Genomic DNA, 22364 nt, shown 5'->3' with positions numbered 1-22364 from the left:
CGGGCGGCTGCGCTGTTCAACAGACGATGCGGGCTCGTCGACGCCGCGGCACCCGCCAGCCCGCCGCCGCCTGGCAACGCGCAGCCAGCTCACGCCGATCCGTTCCCGGCAACTGCAAGGCCGCGACATGTACCTGCGCCACAGTGCGTCGCGCGGTGATCAAGCGACGCATCGAAGCCAGCAGGCTGTCGTCGCCGACAAACGCCGGCACGGTCGACGGCGACCCGTCCTGGTGGTGGTAGGTGAGCTGTAGCGGCTGCACCGGCCGCGCGGCGTCCACGGCGGCCTGGAACATCGCCGGATAGAACTTGCCGTGGGCCCGTCCGCACCAGGTGGTGCCCTCCGGGAAGGCCACGACGGTGCGGCCGGCCCGCAATCGGGCCGCCACCGTGTCGACCACCACCGGCAACCCCCGCAGGCTGTCCCGCTCGATGGGGATGATCCGCATCATGCGGGCCAGCGCTCCGATGCCGGGCCAGCTGATCAGGTCGGCGCGTGCCACGAACGTCCCCGGCGATACCGCACCGATCACGAACACATCCAGCCAGGACACGTGTGGGCTGACCACCAACATGCCGCGCAGGTTGCGTACCGGCCCGCCGGTCGTGGTCACCCGCACGCCGAAGCAGCGCAACACCACCCGGCAGCAGCGGCGCTGCAGCCGGACGCGGCCCGGAACCGGTACCGCCAGCAGTGGCAGCAGCGGCGCCAGCAGCACCACCAGGGCCAGCCGCAGGGCAACCACCCCCGGGAACGGGCGCTCGCGACCGCCACGAATGCACCGGGGGGTGCAGAACGCCTGAGGCGCCCAGGCGTTCACCGGCGTTTGGTTCACGCTTGGGCGGCGGTGTCGGCCGCCTCAGGGGCCCCCGCCACCACCGACGCCGCGGACACCGACCGCAGCCGGCGCAGGTAGCGGGTGTCGGCGTCGCTGCGGCGCAGCAGGGCCGGGAAGTCCCCCACCCCGAAGGCCGGGTCGTGGGCCGGCTCACCGCAGACCCGCGCGCCCAGGCGCAGGTAGCCGCGCAGCAGCGGCGGCATGGTCGGGCGAGTCGGCGGCGCGATCTCGTCGAGGCTCTTACCGTCGACCACCACGGGCCGATACGGGGTCACCCGGTGCGGGGAGGCGTGGCGGCGCCGCACGAAGTCGCGGACACCGCGGATCTGACTGCCGGGGGCGCCCTCGCCGCACACCGGCACCGAGACGCAGCCGGTGATGTAGTCGTACTGGTAGCGGTCCAGGTAGGCCAGGATCCCGGCCCACATCAACAGCACGACAGCGCCGTTGCGGTGGCCGGGCCGGACCACGGCGCGACCCATCTCGACCAGCGACGGCCGCAGCGGGTCCAGCGCGGTGACATCGAATTCGATTGCGCTGTAAAGGCCTCCGGCGGCGATGGCCCCGGTGGGCGGCAGCATCCGGTAGCAGCCGACCAGTTCACCGGAGTCGTCGTCGCGCACCAGCAGGTGGTCGCAGTATTCGTCGAAGTGGTCGGCGTCCAGGCCGGGTCGGTCGTCGGTGTCGGTCAGGCAGAAGCCCGGCTCGGTGCTGAACACCTCGAATCGCATCCGCTGCGCGGCTTCGATCATGGCGGGGTCGGTGGACAGCAGCAGCGAGTAGCGCGGGTTGTCGGTCCCGGAAGCGGGAGAATCGGTGGCGGGCTCAGGGGCGATGAGAACAGAACCAGTGCTCACACTGAGCACGGTCGCGCAGCCAGGCAGCGACGAGGCAATCACGGCATGACATGTCGATGCACGCTTGGTGACGAATTGTGCGCCGCTTAGCGCCGCTTATTGGCGCGAGATCAGGCGGCGGCGCCACCACCGTCGGCGTGCAGGGTCGATCCGGTGATGAAGCTGGACCGCGGCGAGGCGAGGAAGAGCACGGCTTCGGCGATCTCCGCCGCGTGTGCGGTGCGCCCGAGCGGCAGCGCCCGGCCCAGTTCGTCATTGACGTCACCCCATTCGGCGACGACGCCCTCGGTGGCGGTCGGTCCCGGAGCAACACTGTTGACCCGTACCCCGTGCGGGCCGAATTCGGCGGCCCAGGTGCGGGTCAGCGACTCCAACGCGGCTTTGGACGCGCTGTAACTCGACGCCCCGGGCACGCCCTTGAAGGCGACCATGCTGGTGACGTTGACGATGCTGCCGCGCCCGCGCCGCAGCATGCCCGGCGCCAGGGCGGCGACCAGGAAATAGGCGCCGCGCACGTTGGTGTCGAACGTCGAGGTGAACGACGCCACGTCCTGGTCGACCGTCAGTGCCCCGGGGAAGCTGGCGGCGTTGTTCACCACGATGTCGACGCCGTCGCCGCATTGCTCCACCAACGATTTCACCGAATCGAGGTCGGACAGATCGGCAGCCACAAATCTCACCGCGCCGCCGAGTTCGGCGACGGCCGCGGTACCACGTGCTGCCGAGCGGCCGGTGATGATCACCGCGGCGCCGTGCCGCGCCAGCAGCCGCGCGGATTCGAGTCCGATACCCGCGGTCCCGCCGGTCACCAACGCGGTCTGGCCCGCCAGTTCGTTCACTGTGCCGCCTGCCAATCGAGCAGACGGGTGGTGGCCAGGGTCGCGTCGTCGCCGGTGACCAGGCCGGTGTCGCCGACCTTGGTGCCGAAGTAGACCGCAGCCGGGTCGACGACGATCGGCAGGCTCTCACCCCGATGCGCCAGCACCAGGGCGGCCAGTTCGCCGAAGGTCAGCTTCTGCGGGCCACCGATGTTGACGATCCCGTCGACCGGCGCGGCCTGAGCGGCGCGGGCCACTTCGGCGGCCACGTCGGCACCGGCGACCGGCTGGATCAGGCCTTCGGGCACCCGGACTTCGCCGTCGACGGTCAGCGACGCGATGATGCCGTCGGCGAACTCGTGGAATTGGGTGGCGCGGACGACGGTGTAGGGCAGCCCCGAGTCGGCGATGATGCGTTCCTGGGCCACCTTCGCACGCATATAGCCACTGTCGGGCAGGCCGTCGCAGTTCACGATCGACAGCACGACATAGTGGCCGACGTCCGCGGCTTCGGCCGCGGCCACCTGGTTGTTGGTGGCCTTGGTGAAGAACTCCAGCACCGGCCCGTCGGCATAGTCCGGTGAGTTGACCACGTCGACCAGCACGTCGGCACCCGACAGGGCCTCGGCCAGGCCATCTCCGGTCAGTACGTCGACACCTGTATTGCGGGCGGCGGCCACGGTCTCGTGGCCGGCGGCACGCAGCAGCTCGACGACCTTGGTGCCGATCTGCCCGCTGGCACCCATCACAGTGATCTTCATCTTCGACACACCCTCTCGTTCAGCACGGTTTCGATATCTCGACCTTGGCACTGCGCTGCCCGTGGGGGACCCTGGAAAGTCCGTAGTCTGCTGCGGCGAATCCGGGCCGGCTCACCGGCCGGCGGCGGTGTCGCGCAGTTCCCGGCGTGAGCGGATGCCCAGCTTGGCGAAGACCTTGCGCAGGTGCCACTCGACGGTGTGAGCACTGATGAACAGCTGCGCCCCGATCTCGACATTCGTCAGGCCGGCGCCGGCCAGCTCGGCGATCTGCTGCTCCTGAGGTGTCAGCGCGTCACCGCCGGCCGCGGCCCGGCCGCTGCTCTTGTCCCCGATCGCGTGCAGTTCGCGCCGGCTGCGTTGCGCGAAGGCCTGTGCCCCGAAGCCGGTGAACATCTCGTGGGCGGTCCGCAGCTGCGTACGCGCGTCGCCGCGCCGCTTCTCCCGGCGCAGCCATTCCCCATACACCAAGTGCGCACGAGCCAGGTCCACGGCGATCCGGGTGCGCCCCAACCGCTCGACGGCCTCGACATAGTGGTCCTCGGCGGTCGGCCCGTCGCACATCAGCGCACGCGAGCGGGCCAGCACGCCCAGCCCCCAGTCCGTTCCGCTGACGGTGGTGCGTTCCTGCAGCAGCGCCAGCGCCTCGGCGGCCAGCGATTGCTCGCCGGCCCGGGCTCCGGACTCCACCAGCTCGGCCAGATTCCACCCGTAGATGCCGAGATCTTCGTAGTCCAGCGTCCGGCGCAGCGCGTCGCACGCCGACTGGTAGCGGCCCAAGCCGTTGTACAGCACCGCGGAGGCGTAGCCGATCAGCGCGGTGATACGTCCCTCGCCGCGGGCGGCCCCGCTGCGCGCCGCGGCGTCGATCAGCGCGGTCGCCTCGGCTTCCTCGCCCGTCCACGCCGCCAACGCCAACGCGTGGTAGCGCACCGGCGTCTGACCGGCAGCCGCGGACAGGGCGTCGGCATCGGCGATCAGCGCACGCGCCGCCGCGAAGTCGCCCGCCTGCACGTGCACACCGGCCCGGGTCGTCAACGCGACCGGCAGCATGGCCAGCGCACCGGTGTCGGTCGCCACCCGCACGGCGTCGTCGGCGATCCGATACCAGGACTCGTCGTCCCACAGGTCGTGCACCGCGGCTTCGTATCCGATCGGAAATGCCTGCCATGACCAGGTGCGCGGGGTGAGTGCGGCGACCGCGGCATGCAACGGCTGCAGGCCGGCCCGGCAACCGGCGCTGATGCGGGTGGTCAGCGCAAGCAACAGTAGGTCGGCCGGCCGGTTCGGGGCAGTCCGCACACCAGCTGCCAGCGCCGCCGCGGTGTGGTTGCGCACCTGCGCTCCGAACGCCCGGCCCGCATACATCGCCGCGCTGACCGCTTCCAGCAGGGTCTCTTGCGCCATCGCCGCGTCAATCGATTCCAAACGACTTGCAGCGCTGAAGAATTGGTGAACGGAATCGAGAATGGTGGCTGCGTGGCCGCTGCCGCGGCCACGAGTGAAGGCCAACTGTGCGCGCATCCGCGCCAGCCGGGCGCGCTGCCGCTCATCGAGGGGCGCCAGCTCGGCGGTGGCCAGCAGCGCCGCCGCCGCGTCCGTTTCAGCGACCGCCCGCTTGGCTTCGGCGGCATCGAGCGCACGGGATCCGCGCTGCAGCGGGTCGGGGGTCAGCTCGGTGGCACGAGCCAAAAACGCTGCCGCCGCGGCGGTTCCACCGCGCAACGCCGCCCGGTCAGCGGAGCGCTCCAGCTCCGCGGCGACAGATTCGTCCGGGCCGGCTGCCGCGTGGGCGCGATGCCAAGCCCGCCGGTCGGGGTCGTGTGCCGGGTCGGTGGCCTGCGCCAGGGCACGGTGGGCTTCCCGGCGGTCCTCCAGATGCGCGGCGCGGTAGATCGCCGAGCGCACCAGTGGATGGCGAAACCGCACCCGCGCGCCCACCTCGATCAGGCCGGCCTCCTCGGCCGCGTCCAGTGCCGGCGCGGCCAGGCCCAGCACGTCGGCCGCCCGCAGCAGCAGCGCCGCATCCCCCACCGGCTCAGCGGCACCCAGCAACAAGAGCCGTTGGGCGTCGTCGGGCAGCGCACGGACTCGGGCCAGGTAGTGGCGTTCGATCTGTCCGGCCACCGGCACCACGTCCGGGCGGTAGTAGCCGCCGGCCAGTTCGGCCGCGGACAGGCCCCTCGGCAGTTCCAGCAGCGCCAGCGGGTTGCCATGCGTCTCGGCGACGATCCGGTCGGCAACCTGGGGGTCGATCGGGCTCGGCAGCGCCGATTCCAGCACGGCGCGCGCGTCGGCCTCAGCCAGGCCGCGCAGCATCAGCTTCGGCAGCCCGGTCAGGCCGTCTGCGGGTTCACGCAGTGCGCACACCAGCGCGACGGGTTCGGCCTGCAGTCGCCGGGCCACGAACCCCAGCGTCTGAGCCGAAACCCGATCGAGCCAGTGGGCGTCGTCGATCAGGCACAGGACCGGCTGCCGGGCGGCGATCCCGGCCAGCAGCCCCAGCACCGCCAGCCCGACCAGAAATCGGTCGGGTGCCGGCCCGCTGCTCATGCCGAAGGCGATGGCCAGCGCCTCGCGCTGCGGTTCGGGCAGCCGGCCCATGCCGTCGGCCAGCGGGGCGCACAGCTGCTGCAGGCCGGCGAAAGCCAGCTCCATGTCGGACTCCACCCCGGCCGCCCGGATCACGTGGAAGTCCGGCGCGGATTCGGCCAGGTAGTCCAGCAGAGCGGTCTTGCCGATCCCGGCCTCGCCGCGCAGGATCTGCACTTGAGCGCGGCCGGCCCGGGCGGCGGCGAGGGTGTCCCGCAGCTGGCTGCACTCGGACTCTCGTCCGGTCAGCCGCCCACCAGACGCAAAGGCCCCCATTTCGAGTCCGAAATGGGGGCTTTCGCGTCTGCTCACGCAGAAAAAATTAACCCTTGCGGGCCTTGATCGCCTCGGTCAGCTGCGGGGCGACCTTGAACAGGTCCCCGACGATGCCGAAGTCGGCGATCTCGAAGATCGGCGCTTCCTCGTCCTTGTTGACCACGACGATGGTCTTGGACGTCTGCATGCCGGCCCGGTGCTGGATCGCACCGGAGATGCCCAGCGCGATGTACAGCTGCGGCGAGACCGTCTTGCCGGTCTGACCGATCTGGAACTGGCCCGGGTAGTAGCCCGAGTCCACCGCGGCACGCGAGGCGCCGACGGCCGCACCGAGCGAGTCGGCCAGCTCCTCGACCACCGAGAAGCTCTCGGCACTGCCGACACCGCGACCACCGGACACCACGATGGGGGCCTCGGTGAGCTCCGGGCGGTCACCGGCCACGGCCGGCTGACGCGAGGTGATCTTGGTGGCGTTCTCGGCGGCGGCGGGCACCTCCACGGTGACCTGCTCACCCGCACCAGCGACCGGCGCAGGCTCAACCGCACCCGCGCGGACGGTGATGACCGGAGTCTCGCCGGTGGGCTCGGCCTCGACGGTGAACGCACCACCGAAGATCGAGTGCACCACCTTGGCGCCCGCCTTGACCTCGACCACGTCGACCAGCAGACCGGAACCGATCCGGGCCGCCAGCCGGCCGGCCACCTCCTTGCCGTCGGCGTTGGCGGCAATCAGCACCGCAGCCGGGGCAGCCGACTCGGCCAGCCCGGCCAGCACGTCGACGGTCGGGGTGACCAGGTAGTTCTCCACCACGTCGGACTCGGCGACGTAGATCTTGGCGGCGCCGGCCTCCTTAAGGCCGTCTACCAGCGGGGCGGCGGTGCCGGGGGCACCGACGACGACAGCAGACGGTTCGCCGAGCTCACGCGCGGCGGTGATCAGTTCGGAGCTGACCTTCTTCAGCGCTCCGTCAGCGTGCTCAACGAGCACAAGTACTTCAGCCATGTCTATTTCTTCCGTCTTCTTCCAGGTCCGGGGATCGCTTAGATGATTTTCTGGCCGACCAGGTATTCGGCGATCTTGGTGCCGCCGTCGCCTTCGTCGGTCACCTTCTCACCGGCGGTCTTCGGCGGCTTCGGGATCGAAGCGGTCACCTTGGAACCGGCGTTGGCGACACCGACCTCGTCGGCCTCGACCCCGATCTCGGCCAGGGTGAGCACGGTGACTTCCTTCTTCTTGGCGGCCATGATGCCCTTGAAGGAGGGGAAGCGCGGCTCGTTGATCTTCTCGTTGACGCTCACCACGGCCGGCAGCGAGGCCTCCAGGGTGAACACGCCCTCGTCGGTCTCCCGCTCGCCGGTGACCTTGCCGTCCTCGACGCTGAGCTTGCGCAGGTGGGTCAGCTGCGGCAGACCCAGGTACTCGGCGATGATCGCCGGAACCGCACCGCCGACACCGTCGGTCGACTCGTTGCCGGCGATGACCAGCTCGGTGCCCTCGATGGCGCCCAGGGCGCGGGCCAGCGCCCAGCCGGTCTGGACGACGTCGGAGCCCTTCATGCCGTCGTCGAGGAGGTGCACGGCCTTGTCAGCCCCCATCGACAGCGCCTTGCGGATCGCCTCGGTGGCCCGCTCCGGGCCGGCGGTCAGCACGGTAACGGTGCCTTCGGCGCCTTCCCGCTCCCGGATCTGCAACGCCTCTTCGACGGCCCGCTCGTTGATCTCATCGAGCACGGCGTCGGCGGCCTCACGGTCCAGCGTGAAGTCACCGTCGGTGAGCTTGCGCTCCGACCAGGTGTCTGGGACCTGTTTGATCAGGACCACGATGTTCGTCATGAGTGTGGTTCGTCCTCCTCGAAGGGGTCCTGCAGCGGCGAGCCACAAGACTGGGGCAGCGATTCACGCAGCCGCACGAGAAATGTTACTCATCGGTAACTTAGTGCGGTTCGCGTGTACAGCGTAGCGGGTCGTGATAAAGCCATGTGGGGTAGCCGGTTCGTGGACCGTGCCCTTCGCGTTAGCCTGCCTGTGCGATGAAATCTACGAATGCCGCCGGAGACCCCACCGGCACGCCGCCCGGCGACAGCACGCTGACGCTGACCGGGGAGCGCACCATCCCCGGACTCGACGTCGAGAACTACTGGTTCCGGCGTCACGAGGTGGTCTACCAGCGGCTGGCGCCGCGCTGCAGCGGCCGCGAAGTCCTGGAGGCCGGCTTCGGCGAGGGCTACGGCGCCGACCTGATCGCGCGGGTCGCCCAGCGGGTGATCGGCGTCGACTACGACGACTCCGCGGTGGCCCACGTACGGGCCCGCTATCCACGCGTCGAAGCCGTCCAGGGAAACCTCGCCGAGCTGCCGCTGCCCGACGCGGCCGTAGACGTGGTGGTCAACTTCCAAGTCATCGAGCACCTCTGGGACCAGGGGCAGTTCATCGCCGAATGCGCCCGGGTGCTGCGGCCCGGCGGGTTGCTCATGGTGTCGACTCCCAACCGGATCACCTTCTCCCCCGGTCGCGACACTCCGATCAACCCCTTCCACACCCGCGAGCTCAACGCCGCCGAGCTCACCGAGCTGCTGCTCGAGGGCGGCTTCGAGATCGAGGGGGTCTACGGGGTTTTCCATGGACCGGCGCTGGCCGAGATGGACGCGCGCCACGGCGGCTCGATCATCGACGCCCAGATCGCCCGGGCGGTCGCCGACGCGCCCTGGCCGGCCGACTTGCTGGCCGATGTCGCCGGTGTCACCTGCGACGATTTCGACATCCTGGATGCTGCGGAACGCGACATCGACGACAGCCTGGACCTGGTGGCGATCGCGGTGCGCCGGTGACCGAAGAATCCAACGGCTCGGTACCGGGCCTGTTCACCCTGGTGCTGCACACCCACCTGCCCTGGCTGGCGCACCACGGCCGCTGGCCCGTCGGCGAGGAGTGGCTCTACCAATCCTGGTCGGCGGCGTACCTGCCGCTGGTGCGGGTGCTGCGGACGCTGGCCGCCGAAGGCCGGCGAAACCTACTCACGCTCGGGGTGACACCGGTGGTCGCCGCCCAGCTCGACGACCCGTACTGTCTGGACGGGATGCACCACTGGCTGGCGAACTGGCAGCTGCGCGCCGCCCAGGCCACCACCTTGGCCGACATCCGCCCGTTCGGGCTGCACGAATGCGCCGCCGCCGAGCAGGCTCTCGAGGAGTTCGCACTGCTGTGGCGCCACGGCGCCAGCCCGCTGCTGCGGGAGCTGGTGCAGGCGCAGACGGTGGAACTGCTCGGCGGTCCGCTGGCCCACCCGTTCCAGCCCCTGCTGGCGCCACGTTTGCGCCAGTTCGCGCTGCACGAGGGACTGGCCGACGCCCGGGCGCGGGTGGCCCACACCCCCACCGGAATCTGGGCGCCGGAATGCGCCTACACGCCCGGCCTGGAAACCGAGTACGCGGCCGCCGGGATTTCGCACTTCATGGTCGACGGCCCGTCGCTGCACGGCGACACCACACTGGGCCGACCGGTCGGTGACTCCGATGTGATCGCGTTCGGCCGTGACTTGTCGGTCAGCTACCGGGTGTGGTCGCCGAAGTCCGGCTATCCGGGGCATGACGCCTACCGGGATTTCCACACCCATGACCACCGCACCGGGTTGAAGCCGTCCCGGGTCACCGGCCGCAACGTCGCCCCCGAGCAGAAGGCGCCGTACGACCCGCAGCGCGCCGACGCCGCGATCGATGCCCACGTCGCCGATTTCGTCGAGGTGGTCCGGGGCCGCCTGCAGTCCGAGTCCGAGCGGATCGGCCGCCCCGCCCACGTGGTCGCCGCATTCGACACCGAGCTGTTCGGCCACTGGTGGTACGAAGGACCGACCTGGCTGGCCCGGGTCTTGCGGGCACTGCCGGCAGCGGGGGTTCGCGTCGGGACACTCGCGGATGCGATCAACTCCGGCTTCGTCGGCGAGGCGGTCGAACTGCCGCCCAGCTCGTGGGGCTCGGGCAAGGACTGGCGAGTGTGGTCCGGGGAGAAGGTCGCCGACCTGGTGCAGCTCAACTCCGAGGTGACCGAGACCGCCCTGGGCGCCGTCGACAAGGCCCTGGCGCAGACGGCCGCGCCATCGGGGCCCACCCCCCGTGACCGGGTCGCCGACCAGATCCTGCGCGAGGCGCTGCTGACCGTCTCCAGTGACTGGCCGTTCATGGTCAGCAAGGACTCCGCGGCCGACTACGCCCGCTACCGCGCGCAGCTGCACGCGCACGCCACCCGCGAGATCGCCGACGCACTGGCCGGCGGCCACCGAGACACGGCGCAGCGCTTGGCCGACGGCTGGAATAAGGCCGACGGTCTGTTCGGCGCCCTCGATGCCCGTAGGCTGCCACGGTGACCCCCATCCAGCGGAGCCCCCTCCCGCGCGAGCGTGCGCAAACCCGGTGTTTGTCTCGGCGTGTCGGCCGGGGACACGCACGCTCGCCGGAGAATGGACTCGCCGCGTGAAGATCCTGATGGTGTCGTGGGAATACCCGCCGGTGGTGATCGGCGGGCTGGGTCGACATGTCCATCACCTGTCGACCGCGCTGGCCGCCGCCGGGCACGACGTCGTCGTCCTGTGCCGGCGCCCCTATGGCACCGACCCGAGTACTCACCCGTCGTCCGACGAGATCAGCGAGGGCGTGCGGGTTATCGCCGCCGCGCAGGACCCGCACGAGTTCTCCTTCGGCGAGGACATGATGGCCTGGACGCTGGCGATGGGACATTCGATGGTCCGCGCCGGACTGTCGCTGAAGATCGACGGCGGCCAGAGCGTGTGGCGCCCCGATCTGGTGCACGCCCACGACTGGCTGGTGGCGCACCCTGCCATTGCGCTCGCCGAATTCTACGATGTGCCTTTGGTTTCCACGATCCACGCCACCGAGGCGGGGCGTCACTCGGGCTGGGTGTCCGGGGCGTTGAGCCGTCAGGTGCACGCGGTGGAGTCGTGGCTGGTCCGCGAATCCGATTCGCTGATCACCTGTTCGGCCTCGATGCGAGATGAGATCACCGACCTGTTCGGGCCCGGGCTGGCCGAAACCACCGTGATCCGCAACGGCATTGACGCCGCGCGGTGGCCGTTCGCCAGCCGGCAGCCCCGCAGCGGCCCGCCGGAGATCCTGTTCGTCGGGCGACTCGAATACGAGAAGGGCGTGCACGACATCATTGCGGCCCTGCCGCGGATCCGGCGCGCCCACCCGGGAACCACGCTGACCATCGCCGGCGACGGCACGCAGCAGGACTGGCTGGTCGAGTGCGCCCGAAAGAACCGGGTACTCAAGGCAACCCGGTTCATCGGCCGGGTCGACCACGACGAGCTGTTGGCACTGTTGCACCGGGCCGACGCCGCGGCGCTGCCCAGCCACTACGAACCGTTCGGCCTGGCGGCACTGGAGGCCGCTGCCGCCGGGACCCCGCTGGTGGTCGCCAACGTGGGCGGACTGGGCGAGGCGGTGATCAACGGCGAAACCGGGATGTCCTGCCCGCCGCGCGACGTACCAGCCCTGGCCGCGGCCGTCTGCCACGTGCTCGACGACCCGGCCGCAGCCCAGCGCCGCGCCGTCGCTGCCCGGGAGCGGCTCAGCTCCGACTTCGATTGGCACACCGTCGCCGACGAGACCGCCCAGGTGTACCTGGCGGCCAAACGTCGCTTGCGAGACCCGCAGCCACGCCGGCCGATCATCGAGCACGCACTGCCGGACCGGTAGACCCGGCGAGATGAGAAGTCGCGCCGCGATCCTGCGAACCTACGGTGGCCCCTGGTCGGTCGAGGAGTTCGAGCTCGATCCGCCGCGCGCCGGCGAGGTCTTGGTCCAAATGGCCGCGGCGGGCCTGTGCCATTCCGACGAACACATCCGCCAGGGTCACCTGGCCCCGCCGGCGCAGCTCGCCCCGACTGCGCCGACGATCGGCGGCCACGAGGGCTCCGGGGTGGTCGTGCAGGTCGGAGACGGTGTCACGGCACTGTCCCCCGGCGATCACGTGGTGACGTCGTTCGTCGCGGTCTGCGGTCAATGTCATTGGTGCTCTTCGGGTATGGAGTACATCTGTGACGCCGGAGCGGGAACCATGCTGCCCGGGATGCCCACCGACGGCACCTTCCGGCACCACGACGCGGACGGCCGGGACCTGGCTCATGTCTCCAAGATTGGCGCGTTCGCCGAACACACCGTGGTCTCGGCGGCCTCGCTGGTCAAGATCGATCCGCACCTGCCCCTGCTTCCCGCCGCCCTATTGGCCTGCGCGGTGCCGACCGGGTACGGCTCGGCGGCGTATCGCGCCGGGGTGCGCGGCGGCGACACCGTCGTGGTCATCGGGGTGGGCGGCATCGGCACAGCCGCCATCCAGGGCGCCCGCATCAACGGCGCGGTGCGGATCGTCGCGGTGGATCCCGTTGCCTTCAAGCGGGAGTCGGCGGCTACGTTCGGCGCCACGCACACCGCGGCCAGCGCCGCCGAGGCGTTCGAGATGGTCCGCGACCTGACCCGCGGGGTGATGGCCGACGCCGTGGTGGTGTCCCCCGCCGTCGTCACCGATTCCGATGTCGAGGACGCGCTGCGGCTGACCCGAAAGGCCGGGACCTGCGTGCTGACCGGGATGGCGGTGCAGGGCACCCGGACCAGCATCGACCCCCAGGACATGATGCTGATGAACAAGACGCTGTGCGGCACCGTCTTCGGCTCCTGCAACCCGCGGACCGACATCCCGCTGTTGGCCACGCTCTACGAGGCGGGCCGCCTGCACCTCGATGAGATGATCACCAGGCGCTACTCGCTCGAGGACGTCAACCAGGCGTATCAAGACCTGGCCGCCGGCGAATTGATCAGGGGCGTCATCGACTTCGGCCGGTAGCTCCGCACGCCCCTATCGGGTGATGGTGAACCCATCCAGCGTGCCGGCATCCCGCCAGGCAGTAAGGATGTCGGCGTACTCGGTGGGGCTGCCGAAGAAGAAGCTGTCCTGGCGCAGCCGTTCGTTCGCGTGGCCCTCGCGGTTGTAGTAGCCCGGGGTGCACGTCTCGCGCCGGCCGGCGATAACCCCGGAACGCGCCACCACGGCGTCGACCCAGCTCTGCTCCGCGTCCGCGGTGGCCTCCAGCGCGGTCACCCCCTGCTGCAACGCCCGGGCGATCACCCAGGCGATGTGCCGCGACTGGGTGTCGATCAGGTAGGGGAAGTTCACCGTGAACCCGGATTGCGCGATGCTCTCGATGAAGCAGTTCGGGAAGCCATGGGTGTGCAGGCCGTGGAAGGTGCGCACCCCGTCGGCCCACTTGTCGGTCAGCGTCACCCCGTCGCGCCCGATGACCTCGAAACCGGTGCGCCGGCAGTAGTCGGTGCCCACCTCGAAGCCGGTCGCGAAAACCAGGCAGTCCAGCGGGTATTCGACGCCGTCGACCACCGCGCCGGTGCGGGTGATCTGCTCGACACCGCGGCCTTTCGTGTCGACCAGCGTGACATTGTCGCGGTTGAACGCCTGCAGGTACTCGTCGTGGAAGCACGGCCGCTTGCAGTAGTAGCCGTACCACGGCTTGAGTGCCTCGGCGGTGGCCGGATCGTCCACCAGCGCGTCGATACGGCCGCGGATCTCCTCCATCTTGGCGAAGTCGGCGAGTTCGGCGGCGTTCGGGCCACCCTCATTGACGATCGGCATCTTCTTGGTCAGGCTGGTCCAGGCGTCGTCGACCAGGTCCTCGTCGGCCTGGCCGCCCGCGGTCAGGATCTGAAAGTTCTCCATCCGGCGCTGTTGCCAGCCCGGTTCCAGCTGCGCCGCCCACTGCGGGTCGGTCGGCCGGTTGCCCCGCACGTCCACCGTCGACGGCGTGCGCTGAAAGACGTACAGCTGCCTGGCCGCTTCGGCCAGTCGCGGCACGCACTGGATTGCGGTGGCACCGGTTCCGATGATCCCGACCCGCTTGTCGGCCAGCCGCTCCAGATCCACGCCGGTGTAGTCGTAGTCCCAGCGGCTGGTATGGAAGGTTCGGCCGGCGAACTCGTCGATGCCGGGGATTCCGGGCAGCTTCGGCTTCTGCAGATAGCCATTGGCCATCGACACGAATCGGGCCCGGAATGCGTCGCCGCGATTGGTCGTGATCACCCAGCGCGATACCGCGTGGTCCCAACGTATTTCGGTGACCTCGGTCTGCAGGCAGGCGTCGGAGTACAAGTCGTAGTGGCGGGCGATGCGCCGGCAGTGCGCGAAGATCTCCGGGCCCTTGGCGTATTTCTCGGTCGGCACGTAGCCGAGCTCCTCCAGCAGGGGCATGTAGACGTAGGACTCCACGTCGCAGGCGATGCCCGGATACCGATTCCAGTACCAGGTGCCCCCGACGTCGGCCGCCTTGTCGATCAACCGAATGCTTCTCACGCCGAGCTCCCGCAGCCGGGCACCGGTCAGCAGCCCCCCGAAACCGGCTCCCACGATCGCGACGTCGACCTCATCGGACAGCGGTTCCCGGCTGAAACCCGGGTCGGCCCAGGGGTCTTCGGCGAACCGGGCGAAGCGGCCCGCCACCTCGACATACTGGTCGATCCCGTCGTTTCGCAGGCGCCGCTGGCGTTCCCGGGCGTACTTGTCGCGCAGGGCATTCGGATCAAAGTCCTGCCCCCCAGCAGTCTCCGGATCCTGGACACCGGTCACTATCAGGCACCTCCGGAACGCCGCAAAGCCAGCCCAGCAACGGGCTCAGCATATAATCAATCAATTGATCATATCAACGGGCGGCGAACAGAGTGCCCCTGATCAGCCGCTTCGCGGCGGCCAGCGCCGCGTGATAGGTTGCCGGCGAACCGGTCGCCGCCAGCTCCGTCAAGCCATAGACCAGGGCGTAGGTCACCTCGACCGCCGACCGCGTTGCGGGAGCGTCACGGCTGCGGTCCTCAGCAACGATGCCGGTGATGATGTCGCGCAGTTCCTGCAGTCCGACGTTCCCGGCCTCCCCCGGGTAGACGGTGACGGCGTTCTGGGCGCGAATCGCCCACTCGAACGTGGCGAGATCGGGATGCTCGCGCATGAGGTCGCCGGACTCGTCCAGCAGGGCCTCGATCCGGTCGACGACCGTGCCGGGCCGCTCGGCGGCTCGCCGCAGCCGCGGCAGCGCGATCTCGGCCCGGGCGGCGATCGCGGCTGCCACCAGGTCAGCCTTGTTGGGAAAGTAGTTATAGAGATTGGCGCTGGTGACGCCCGCGGTGCGCGCGATCTGACGGATGGTGGTCCGCGAATAGCCCAATTCGGCCACGCATCGGATGGTGGCGGCAATGATCCGCTGGCGGGTTTCCTCGCCGACGGCGCCGACCGGGCGACCGAGCTGCGGTGTCGTCATGGCATCAATCTTCGCAGTGGTTGACCCACCGAATCGAGGACCGACATAATCCGGTAATCATGGTCGTCAGTTCGTCGCCGCGAGGGCGGCCTGCTGGAATCAACAGCAACGAGACTCGGCGGCGGATCATCGACGCGGCCATGCGGTGTGTGGCCGAGTCCGGTTGCGCCGGCGCCGGCATCCGCGAGATCGCTGCCGCCGCTGAGATCACCAGCGGCAGCCTCTACCACCACTTCCCGAGCAAGGCCGAGTTGCTACAGGCGACCGTGGCGGCGGCCCGCGAGGCCGCGCTGCCGCGGTTGCGCATCGCCGCACGACGCCACAGCGACGTCGTGGCCCAGCTCGCTGCGGTGCTCGAGGAAGCCGACCGGATGGCGCAGGAAAATCCACAGCTGGCCGCGTTCGATCGGGCGATGGGGACGGTGCCGCCGTTACGCGATGTCATCGGAGAGATCGTCAGCGATGCGCAGCGCGGCGGAGCGCTGGCGGCCGGCGTCGAGCCCGACAGTGCCGCGGACGCTGTCTACGCCCTGGCCCGAGGATTGGCCGAGCAGGCGGATCGCCTGCCACCGGCGGCTTACCGCGACGCACTGCGCGGCGCCGAAGATCTCATCCGGGGCGCGCTGTTCTAAGCGCCCGCGTTCTAAGCGCTTGCCGCGGCGGCTATTCCGATGTCGATCCATTCGGCGAGCTGACTTCGAGAGTCCACGTGCTCGCCATCGACATGGACCCAGCCGCGCATGGTCCGCCCACCCATCTCCATGGGTTGGGCGGCGGTGGTCCTCACAAACTCGTCGGCGCGTGCCGCTCCGACGCGGACCAGCAATCCGCCGGCGATGGCGGCGACGGCGACCTTGCCGGCGACCATGAAGGCCAGTCCGCCGAACATCGCCTTTTCCAGCACCGGTGGACCATCGGCGGCGAATAGCTCCCGCACACGGGCCGCCAGCTGCGCGTCGTAAGCCACTATGACCCCGGGTGCCAGTCGCGGATCGCTGCCGCGAACTGCTCGGGCGCATCGGAGGGAACGAAGTGACCGGCGCCTTTGACGATGACCGTCCGATGGTTGGTCAGCGTCTGTTCCCACTGCCGCAATTCCCTGTCACCGAAGGCGAAGTCGCCGTCACCCCAGATGATCAGCGCTGGGAGCGCGGCGATGGCGGGCAGCCCGGCTTCGACGTCGGCGAGAAAGGCACGGCTGGCGGTGATCTCACGGGGAAAGACCGCCGCCGCCTCCCGCCGCGCGGGGCTGTCGAGGGCCTTTTGGTAGTGAGCCATCTCCGCACCGGTGGGCTTGGTCAGCCGGTGCCCGACGGGGATCATCACCTTGACGAAGAGATTGAACTGCCGGATCAGCAGGCGTCCGATTCCGCCGCCCATCACATGCGACATGATCTGTACGACCGGGGCACCGACCGGCCACGCCCAGGTGTTGGACAGCACCAATCGGTCAAAGACCCCGGGGCGTTGTTGCATGGTGGCCAACCCGATCGGGCCACCCCAGTCGTGCACCACCAAGGTGACCCCGCTCAGCGCAAGGGCGTCGACGAACGCGCCGATCACCGCGGAGTGTTCAGTGGGCAGGTACCGGTAGCCCGGCGCCGCCGACGACAGCCCGAACCCCGGATAGTCCACGGCGATGCACCGGAACTCCGGCCGCAACGCCTCGATGACCTTGCGATAGTCGAACGACCAGGTCGGGTTGCCGTGCAGGAACAGCAGCACCGGCCCTGATCCCTCATCCACGTAGTGGACGCGGTTCCCGTCGATGTCGATGAACCGGCTCTCGAACGGGAACAACGTGTCGTCGACCCAGGCGGGCCGTTCCGCGACTGTCATGTCCACCTCCCTGGCTCACTTGATATAGTCAAGTGCACTTTAAATTAGCAAGTGGATGGTGATGAGTCGAGACTACGGTCAGTACTGCGGACTTGCCCGGGCCCTGGATGTGGTGGGTGACCGGTGGAACCTGTTGATCGTCCGCCAGCTCCTGATGGGTCCGGCCCGCTACCGCGAGTTGCGCGACGGGCTGTCCGGGATCGCGACGAACCTGCTGGCCGACCGGCTCCGCGATCTCGAAACCGCGGGCGTGGTCGAGCGGCGATTGTCCGACGAGGGCGGCGTGGTCACCTACGCCCTCACCGAATGGGGTGCGCAACTGCGCGAGCCCATCCATGCGCTGGTCCGCTGGTCGACACCGCTGATGATCCGCGGGCCGCAGGGCGATGAATTCCGCGCCGAGTGGTTGCTGCTGGCGCTTCCAGCCCTGTTCGCCGGTCGCATCCCCGCCGATCGATCGGTGGCGGTCGGCGTCGCCGTGGACGGCGGAATGGTGCAGCTGCAGGCCACCGAGTCCGGCGTCGACGTCAGCATGCCCGACGGGCGTGAACTCGACGCCGTGCTCAAAGCCGAGGCCCCGCTTGTTCTCGGGCTCGCGGCGGGGGTGCTGTCGCTGGACGACGTCGCCGCGCTGGTCGAGATCGACGGTGACGAATCCGCCGTGCGCACCTTTTTCGCCGCTACAGCGATGCCAGGAACCTCACCCGCTGCGCGATAACCCGTTGCGACACATCGGCATCGGGAACCAGCAGGTCGAACGCGTGCGGGCAGCCCGGGTACACGTGCAGCTCGACGGGCACCCCAGCGGCGATCAGCCGGTGGGCAAAGGCGACGTCCTCTTCGGCGAAGATGTCCAGCCCGCCGACGTCGAGGTAGGTCGGCGGCAGGCCGGTCAGGTCATCGGCGCGGGCGGGCGCGGCATAGCCGTCGGCGGCACCCTCGCCCAGCAGCGCTGCCCAGCCGGTGGCGTTGTCGTCGTAGCTCCAGGTGAGCAACGTGGCGCCCGCGGCGCCTTCCTCGCGGTTCCGGTCGTCGAGCATGGGGTAGATCAACAGCTGGGCCGCGATCGCCGGCCCGCCCCGGTCGCGCCCCAGCAAGCCAACTCCAGCTGCCAGTCCCCCGCCGGCGCTGTCGCCCATCACGGCCAGCCGGGACGCATCGACACCCAGCTCGGCGGCGTGGTCGCTAAGCCAGCGCAAGGCCGCGTAGCAGTCTTCCAGCGGAGTCGGGTGCGGGAATTCCGGTGCGACCCGGTAGTCCGCCACCAGCATCGGCACCCCGGAGGCGGCGACGTAGCCGCGCACCGCCGCGTCGTAGAGCGGACCCAGGTGCCCCCAGTCCAGGATCATTCCGCCGCCGTGCAGATACAGTGCGGCGCTGCCGGGCTGATCCGCGCCGGCTCGCCGGTACCAACGCAACCCAAGCGTGCCACCGTCGTAGGTCAGCGAGAACTCTTGCGTCTCAACGCCGGTGACGGGTGGTCGCAACGCCAGCACCTGGCGGAACATGTGGCCCGCGTTGCTCCGGCGGGTGGCAACGTCACCGACCGCCGGCGGGGGCGCGGCCTCGGCACCGTCACGCATCGCCAGCAACGCCGCCAGCACCTGCGGGTCGGGTTGGCCGGCCATCAGCGCTCCGTCCCGGTGACCGCAGTGGCCACCACCTTGGTCTCCAGATATTCCTCGAAGCCCGCCAGCCCCATCTCCCGGCCGACCCCGGACTGCTTGTAGCCCCCGAACGGTACGTCGGCCGAGTACCACATGCCGCCGTTGACGTTGACGGTCCCGGCACGCAGTCGCGAGGCCATTCGGGCGGCGCGCTCGTCACTACCGAATACGGTGGCGGACAGCCCATACGGCGAGTCGTTGGCGATCCGCAGCGCGTCGGCGTCACCGTCGTGGGCCAGCACGACCAGCACCGGTCCGAAGATCTCCTCGCGGGCCACCCGAGCATCGTTGGTCAGCCCGGCGATCACCGTCGGCTCGATGAAGAAGCCCCGGTCCAGGCCGGCTGGTCGGCCACCGCCGCAGTGGAATGTTCCGCCTTCGGCGATCGCCAAATCGAGATAGGACTGCACCCGATCGCGTTGCTTGGCCGAGATCAGCGGTCCGCACAGTGTTTTCGGGTCGTTGGGGTCACCCACCGCGATCTGCGACATCGCGGCAGCCACCGCGTCGAGTGCCTCGCGGTAGCGTTCACGCGGAACCAGCAGCCGGGTGGTCAGCGCACAGCCCTGCCCGGCGTGCATCGACACGGTCGACGCGGCGGCCGTGCAGGCGGCAGCCAGGTCGGCGTCGTCGAGGACCACGAATGCCGATTTGCCGCCGAGTTCCAGGAAGACCTTCTTGATGGTCTGTGCGCCAGCGGTCATCACAGAGCGGCCGGTTGCCGTCGAGCCGGTGAAGGAGACCACATCGACCCGGGCATCCTCGGCGAGCCGGGCGCCGATGCGGTGGTCGGACGCGGTGACGATGTTGACCACCCCGGCCGGGAAGTCCGTCTTCTCGGCGATGATCCGGCCGACTTCGGCTGCGCACCACGGGGTGTCGGGTGCCGGTTTGAGCACAACGGTGTTGCCGGCCGCCAGCGCCGGCCCGATCTTGGCGAAGGTGACCTGGTGCGGGAAGTTCCACGGGGTGATGGCCCCGACCACGCCGAACGGCTCCCGCACCAGGGTGCGGGCGGTGGTGATCCCCATCGGGGCCGCGATCCCAAGGTCCACCTGCCACGGATAGCTCTCCGCGGTGGCGGCCGGGAAACCCAGGTCGTCTACCGGGGTCTGCAGCTGGCCGCGGTAGGTCAGCGAACGCGGCGCGCCGACCTCGGCGATCGTGATCTCCCGCAGCGTCTCGATCTCGTCGTTGAGCACATCGCGTAGTTGCCGCAGGCAGTGCACGCGCAACGCGGTGTCACGACCCCAGTCCGAGGAGTCGAACGCGGTGCGGGCGGCGGCGATGGCGTGATCGAGGTCGGCGGCGTCGCCGTCGGCAGCCGCACCGAGGGGTTCTTCGGTGGCTGGGTTGATGGTGGGAAAGGCGCCCCCACCACCAGCGACCAGCGCGCCGTCGATCAGCAGCGGGGTCAGCGGACCGGTCACAGTGCCTAGGCTAACGGCGGGACGCCGACATAATCAATCGATTGATCATTTCGTACGCTACGGTGACGCCCAGGAGGTGACCGGTCAATCCCATGCCACTACTGAGCGCCCTACGCCTGAATATGACGAACGCCCCCGGCGCCGGAAATGCCGACCGGTACCGGGCGGCGTTGGAGATGGCGTCCTATGCCGACGCCCACGGAGTCACCGCGATCGGTTGCGAAGAGCACCATCTTGCGGCCACCGGCTGGCTGCCCGCGCCGCTGCTGTTGGCCGCTGCCGTCGCGGGGTGCACCACCAACATCCGCATCAGCATCAACGCACTGCTGATACCGCTCTACGACCCGGTGCGCCTCGCCGAGGACATCGCGGTGCTCGACCACCTGTCCGCCGGACGGGTCAGCTTCGTCGCCGGAATCGGTTACCGCCCAGCGGAATACCACGCCGTGGGTAAGGACTTCCGGCGGCGCGGCCGCTTGATGGACGAATGCCTCGATGTGCTGCTCAAGTCCTGGGGCGACGAGCCTTTCGAGTACCACGGCCAGTTGATCGATGTGACGCCGAAGCCGTACACCAAACCGCATCCGGTGTTCTTCATCGGCGGGATGAGCGCCGCGGCCGCCCGCCGAGCGGCCCGGTTCGGATTGCCGTTCTCGCCGCCGATGCCGATGCCCGAGATCGAAGCGGTGTACCGGGATGAACTGGTGCGCCACGGCAAACAGGGTTTCGTGTTCAGTCCCGAGAACGGCAACACGGTGACGCATCTGACCACCGACTCAGAGGCGGCGTGGGCCCGATGTGGTGAGTATTTCCTGCACGAGGCAACCGAATACAGTTCGTGGGCGGTGGCGGAGGTGCCTCGCCCCAATGAGAGTCCGACCGCGACGGTTGCCGAGCTGCGTGCGTCCGCCAAGGTCGAGGTGCTCACCCCCGACGAGCTCGTCGCGCAGTGCCGCAGCGGCCGCACCGGGGTGACCCTACACCCGCTGATCGGCGGGCTGCCGCTCGACGAGGGCTGGGAAAGCCTGCGGCTGCTGGTCGAACGGGTGCTGCCGGCGCTGAAACCCTAGCTGGGACAGCCCGGCCCAACGGTTTTCTCCGATACCATGGGCGCGATGGACCGCCCAGCCGAATCCAAAGTCGACGCCCGTGCGCTGAATGGAGTTTCGGAAACCGCCCTGATGACGCTCAACGGACGGGCGTATCAGGCCGGACACTCCAACGCGATCATCGATGACCCGGAGGCGATTCGACTCGTCGAGTCCATCGCGTTCGACTTCGAGAAGTTCGGACGTCGTGGCCAGGAGATGGCGTTGCGGTCGCTGGCCGTTGATCGATGTGCGACGGCCTATCTGCGTGAGCACCCTGATGCGACGGTCATCGCGCTTGCCGAAGGCTTCCAAACCAGCTTCTGGCGCTTGAACGCTGCCCTGCCCGATCCGCGATTTCATTGGGTGTCAGTGGATTTGGAGCCGCTGATGCGGCTTCGCGAACGGTTGCTGCCGACGTCACCGCGCATCACCAACCTCGCGCAGTCGGCGTTGGACTACAGCTGGATGGCGCAGGTCGACTCCAGTGCCGGCGTCTTCATCACCGCCGAAGGTCTGTTGATGTATTTGCAGCCGCACCAGGCGATGGACCTCATCGCGGCGTGCGCCGAACGCTTCCCCGGCGGTCAGATGTTCTTCGACCTCCCACCGACCCTGGTCAAGAGACTGGCGCCGCGCGGGATGCGTTCATCCAGACACTATCGCGTGCCCCCGATGCCGTTCAGCCTGTCGCCGCGTCAGCTCGCCAGGCTGGCACAGACGGTGCCGGGCATCAGCGCGGTGCATGATGTCCCGATACCGAAAGGGCGTGGCCTGTTCTTCGGAACGTTGTTTCCGGCCTTCTGGCAGTGGGGACCCACGAAGAACTTGCGAGGCGCCTACACGCTCCTCGAGTTCGCCTGAGAACGCCAGGCG

The 22364-nt window shown here is 69.3% G+C and carries 21 protein-coding genes; 8 read left to right on the top strand and 13 right to left on the bottom strand.

What is annotated here, in order from left to right:
• Window positions 1–16: 16 nt before the first annotated feature.
• The 7 genes from ABW16_RS10300 to ABW16_RS10270 form a co-directional block, all read right to left on the bottom strand.
• Complete coding sequence (locus ABW16_RS10300) at window positions 17–835, bottom strand: lysophospholipid acyltransferase family protein (RefSeq protein ID WP_047319051.1); 819 nt, start codon at window positions 833–835, stop codon at window positions 17–19.
• Window positions 832–1695, bottom strand: coding sequence for a GNAT family N-acetyltransferase (locus tag ABW16_RS10295; protein ID WP_047319096.1), 864 nt, complete (start codon window positions 1693–1695; stop codon window positions 832–834). The genes ABW16_RS10300 and ABW16_RS10295 overlap by 4 nt, the downstream gene beginning before the upstream one ends.
• Before the next feature lie 110 nt (window positions 1696–1805).
• The gene (locus tag ABW16_RS10290) at window positions 1806–2534 is read right to left on the bottom strand and encodes an SDR family NAD(P)-dependent oxidoreductase (protein WP_047319050.1); all 729 of its coding nucleotides are present in this window, start codon (window positions 2532–2534) and stop codon (window positions 1806–1808) included.
• On the bottom strand, window positions 2531–3274 hold the full coding sequence (locus tag ABW16_RS10285; RefSeq protein ID WP_047319095.1) for an SDR family oxidoreductase: 744 nt from the start codon (window positions 3272–3274) through the stop codon (window positions 2531–2533). The genes ABW16_RS10290 and ABW16_RS10285 overlap by 4 nt, the downstream gene beginning before the upstream one ends.
• A 111-nt stretch (window positions 3275–3385) precedes the next feature.
• Window positions 3386–6139 carry an AAA family ATPase gene (locus ABW16_RS10280; RefSeq protein ID WP_082134038.1) on the bottom strand — a complete coding sequence of 918 codons (2754 nt, stop codon included), beginning with the start codon at window positions 6137–6139 and terminating at the stop codon, window positions 3386–3388.
• 46 nt (window positions 6140–6185) lie between these two features.
• Window positions 6186–7142 carry an electron transfer flavoprotein subunit alpha/FixB family protein gene (locus ABW16_RS10275; protein WP_047319049.1) on the bottom strand — a complete coding sequence of 319 codons (957 nt, stop codon included), beginning with the start codon at window positions 7140–7142 and terminating at the stop codon, window positions 6186–6188.
• 38 nt (window positions 7143–7180) lie between these two features.
• On the bottom strand, window positions 7181–7972 hold the full coding sequence (locus ABW16_RS10270; protein ID WP_047319048.1) for an electron transfer flavoprotein subunit beta/FixA family protein: 792 nt from the start codon (window positions 7970–7972) through the stop codon (window positions 7181–7183).
• Window positions 7973–8169: 197 nt separating this feature from the next.
• Between ABW16_RS10270 and ABW16_RS10265 the strand changes: the two genes are divergently transcribed.
• The 4 genes from ABW16_RS10265 (at window position 8170) to ABW16_RS10250 (ending at window position 12994) form a co-directional block, all read left to right on the top strand.
• Window positions 8170–8967: a class I SAM-dependent methyltransferase gene (locus ABW16_RS10265; protein ID WP_047319047.1), complete on the top strand. Its 798-nt coding sequence runs from the start codon at window positions 8170–8172 to the stop codon at window positions 8965–8967.
• Complete coding sequence (locus ABW16_RS10260; RefSeq protein WP_047319046.1) at window positions 8964–10499, top strand: 1,4-alpha-glucan branching protein domain-containing protein; 1536 nt, start codon at window positions 8964–8966, stop codon at window positions 10497–10499. Before ABW16_RS10265 ends, ABW16_RS10260 begins: the two co-directional genes overlap by 4 nt.
• A gap of 106 nt (window positions 10500–10605) precedes the next feature.
• Window positions 10606–11850, top strand: coding sequence for a glycosyltransferase family 4 protein (locus ABW16_RS10255; protein ID WP_047319045.1), 1245 nt, complete (start codon window positions 10606–10608; stop codon window positions 11848–11850).
• A gap of 10 nt (window positions 11851–11860) precedes the next feature.
• On the top strand, window positions 11861–12994 hold the full coding sequence (locus tag ABW16_RS10250; protein WP_047319044.1) for an NDMA-dependent alcohol dehydrogenase: 1134 nt from the start codon (window positions 11861–11863) through the stop codon (window positions 12992–12994).
• 12 nt (window positions 12995–13006) lie between these two features.
• Here the strand turns inward: ABW16_RS10250 and ABW16_RS10245 are convergent, their stop codons facing one another.
• Together ABW16_RS10245 and ABW16_RS10240 are read right to left on the bottom strand one after the other, a co-directional pair.
• Window positions 13007–14782, bottom strand: a complete 1776-nt coding sequence (locus ABW16_RS10245; protein ID WP_047319043.1) for a flavin-containing monooxygenase — start codon at window positions 14780–14782, stop codon at window positions 13007–13009.
• A 73-nt stretch (window positions 14783–14855) separates the two neighbouring features.
• Entirely contained in the window at window positions 14856–15464 is a 609-nt protein-coding gene (locus ABW16_RS10240; RefSeq protein ID WP_047319042.1) for a TetR/AcrR family transcriptional regulator, read from the bottom strand.
• Between the two features lie 59 nt (window positions 15465–15523).
• Here ABW16_RS10240 and ABW16_RS10235 point away from each other — a divergent pair, with 59 nt between their 5' ends.
• Window positions 15524–16096, top strand: coding sequence for a TetR/AcrR family transcriptional regulator (locus ABW16_RS10235; RefSeq protein WP_047319041.1), 573 nt, complete (start codon window positions 15524–15526; stop codon window positions 16094–16096).
• 11 nt (window positions 16097–16107) lie between these two features.
• Here ABW16_RS10235 and ABW16_RS10230 read toward each other — a convergent pair whose 3' ends face one another.
• Window positions 16108–16431, bottom strand: coding sequence for a TfoX/Sxy family protein (locus ABW16_RS10230; protein ID WP_047319040.1), 324 nt, complete (start codon window positions 16429–16431; stop codon window positions 16108–16110).
• Window positions 16431–17303, bottom strand: coding sequence for an alpha/beta fold hydrolase (locus tag ABW16_RS10225; RefSeq protein ID WP_047319093.1), 873 nt, complete (start codon window positions 17301–17303; stop codon window positions 16431–16433). Before ABW16_RS10225 ends, ABW16_RS10230 begins: the two co-directional genes overlap by 1 nt.
• Before the next feature lie 61 nt (window positions 17304–17364).
• On the opposite strand from ABW16_RS10225, the gene ABW16_RS10220 reads away from it, so the two are divergent.
• Window positions 17365–18021 carry a winged helix-turn-helix transcriptional regulator gene (locus tag ABW16_RS10220; protein ID WP_047319092.1) on the top strand — a complete coding sequence of 219 codons (657 nt, stop codon included), beginning with the start codon at window positions 17365–17367 and terminating at the stop codon, window positions 18019–18021.
• Here the strand turns inward: ABW16_RS10220 and ABW16_RS10215 are convergent.
• Together ABW16_RS10215 and ABW16_RS10210 are read right to left on the bottom strand one after the other, a co-directional pair.
• Window positions 17984–18931: an alpha/beta hydrolase gene (locus ABW16_RS10215; RefSeq protein ID WP_047319039.1), complete on the bottom strand. Its 948-nt coding sequence runs from the start codon at window positions 18929–18931 to the stop codon at window positions 17984–17986. The two genes, ABW16_RS10220 and ABW16_RS10215, sit on opposite strands and share 38 nt — an antisense overlap.
• Complete coding sequence (locus ABW16_RS10210; protein WP_047319038.1) at window positions 18931–20400, bottom strand: aldehyde dehydrogenase; 1470 nt, start codon at window positions 20398–20400, stop codon at window positions 18931–18933. The genes ABW16_RS10215 and ABW16_RS10210 overlap by 1 nt, the downstream gene beginning before the upstream one ends.
• Window positions 20401–20492: 92 nt before the next feature.
• Here ABW16_RS10210 and ABW16_RS10205 point away from each other — a divergent pair, with 92 nt between their 5' ends.
• Window positions 20493–21470 carry an LLM class flavin-dependent oxidoreductase gene (locus ABW16_RS10205; RefSeq protein WP_047319037.1) on the top strand — a complete coding sequence of 326 codons (978 nt, stop codon included), beginning with the start codon at window positions 20493–20495 and terminating at the stop codon, window positions 21468–21470.
• A gap of 36 nt (window positions 21471–21506) precedes the next feature.
• Window positions 21507–22352, top strand: coding sequence for a class I SAM-dependent methyltransferase (locus ABW16_RS10200; RefSeq protein WP_047319036.1), 846 nt, complete (start codon window positions 21507–21509; stop codon window positions 22350–22352).
• Window positions 22353–22364: the final 12 nt, after the last annotated feature.

It is taken from the genome of Mycolicibacter heraklionensis, from assembly GCF_001021505.1.
Lineage (GTDB): Bacteria > Actinomycetota > Actinomycetes > Mycobacteriales > Mycobacteriaceae > Mycobacterium > Mycobacterium heraklionense.
The sequence above is the reverse complement of the archived record's forward strand: the minus strand, read 5'-3'. Positions and strand labels throughout refer to the sequence as shown.

Coding starts and splice junctions, on each gene's coding strand:
- ABW16_RS10285 (WP_047319095.1), bottom strand. CDS start 3,274: ATGAAGATCACTGTGATGGGTGCCAGCGGGCAGATCGGCACCAAGGTC.
- ABW16_RS10280 (WP_082134038.1), bottom strand. CDS start 6,139: ATGGGGGCCTTTGCGTCTGGTGGGCGGCTGACCGGACGAGAGTCCGAG.
- ABW16_RS10275 (WP_047319049.1), bottom strand. CDS start 7,142: ATGGCTGAAGTACTTGTGCTCGTTGAGCACGCTGACGGAGCGCTGAAG.
- ABW16_RS10270 (WP_047319048.1), bottom strand. CDS start 7,972: ATGACGAACATCGTGGTCCTGATCAAACAGGTCCCAGACACCTGGTCG.
- ABW16_RS10265 (WP_047319047.1), top strand. CDS start 8,170: ATGAAATCTACGAATGCCGCCGGAGACCCCACCGGCACGCCGCCCGGC.
- ABW16_RS10250 (WP_047319044.1), top strand. CDS start 11,861: ATGAGAAGTCGCGCCGCGATCCTGCGAACCTACGGTGGCCCCTGGTCG.
- ABW16_RS10240 (WP_047319042.1), bottom strand. CDS start 15,464: ATGACGACACCGCAGCTCGGTCGCCCGGTCGGCGCCGTCGGCGAGGAA.
- ABW16_RS10235 (WP_047319041.1), top strand. CDS start 15,524: ATGGTCGTCAGTTCGTCGCCGCGAGGGCGGCCTGCTGGAATCAACAGC.
- ABW16_RS10225 (WP_047319093.1), bottom strand. CDS start 17,303: ATGACAGTCGCGGAACGGCCCGCCTGGGTCGACGACACGTTGTTCCCG.
- ABW16_RS10220 (WP_047319092.1), top strand. CDS start 17,365: ATGAGTCGAGACTACGGTCAGTACTGCGGACTTGCCCGGGCCCTGGAT.
- ABW16_RS10215 (WP_047319039.1), bottom strand. CDS start 18,931: ATGGCCGGCCAACCCGACCCGCAGGTGCTGGCGGCGTTGCTGGCGATG.
- ABW16_RS10205 (WP_047319037.1), top strand. CDS start 20,493: ATGCCACTACTGAGCGCCCTACGCCTGAATATGACGAACGCCCCCGGC.
- ABW16_RS10200 (WP_047319036.1), top strand. CDS start 21,507: ATGGGCGCGATGGACCGCCCAGCCGAATCCAAAGTCGACGCCCGTGCG.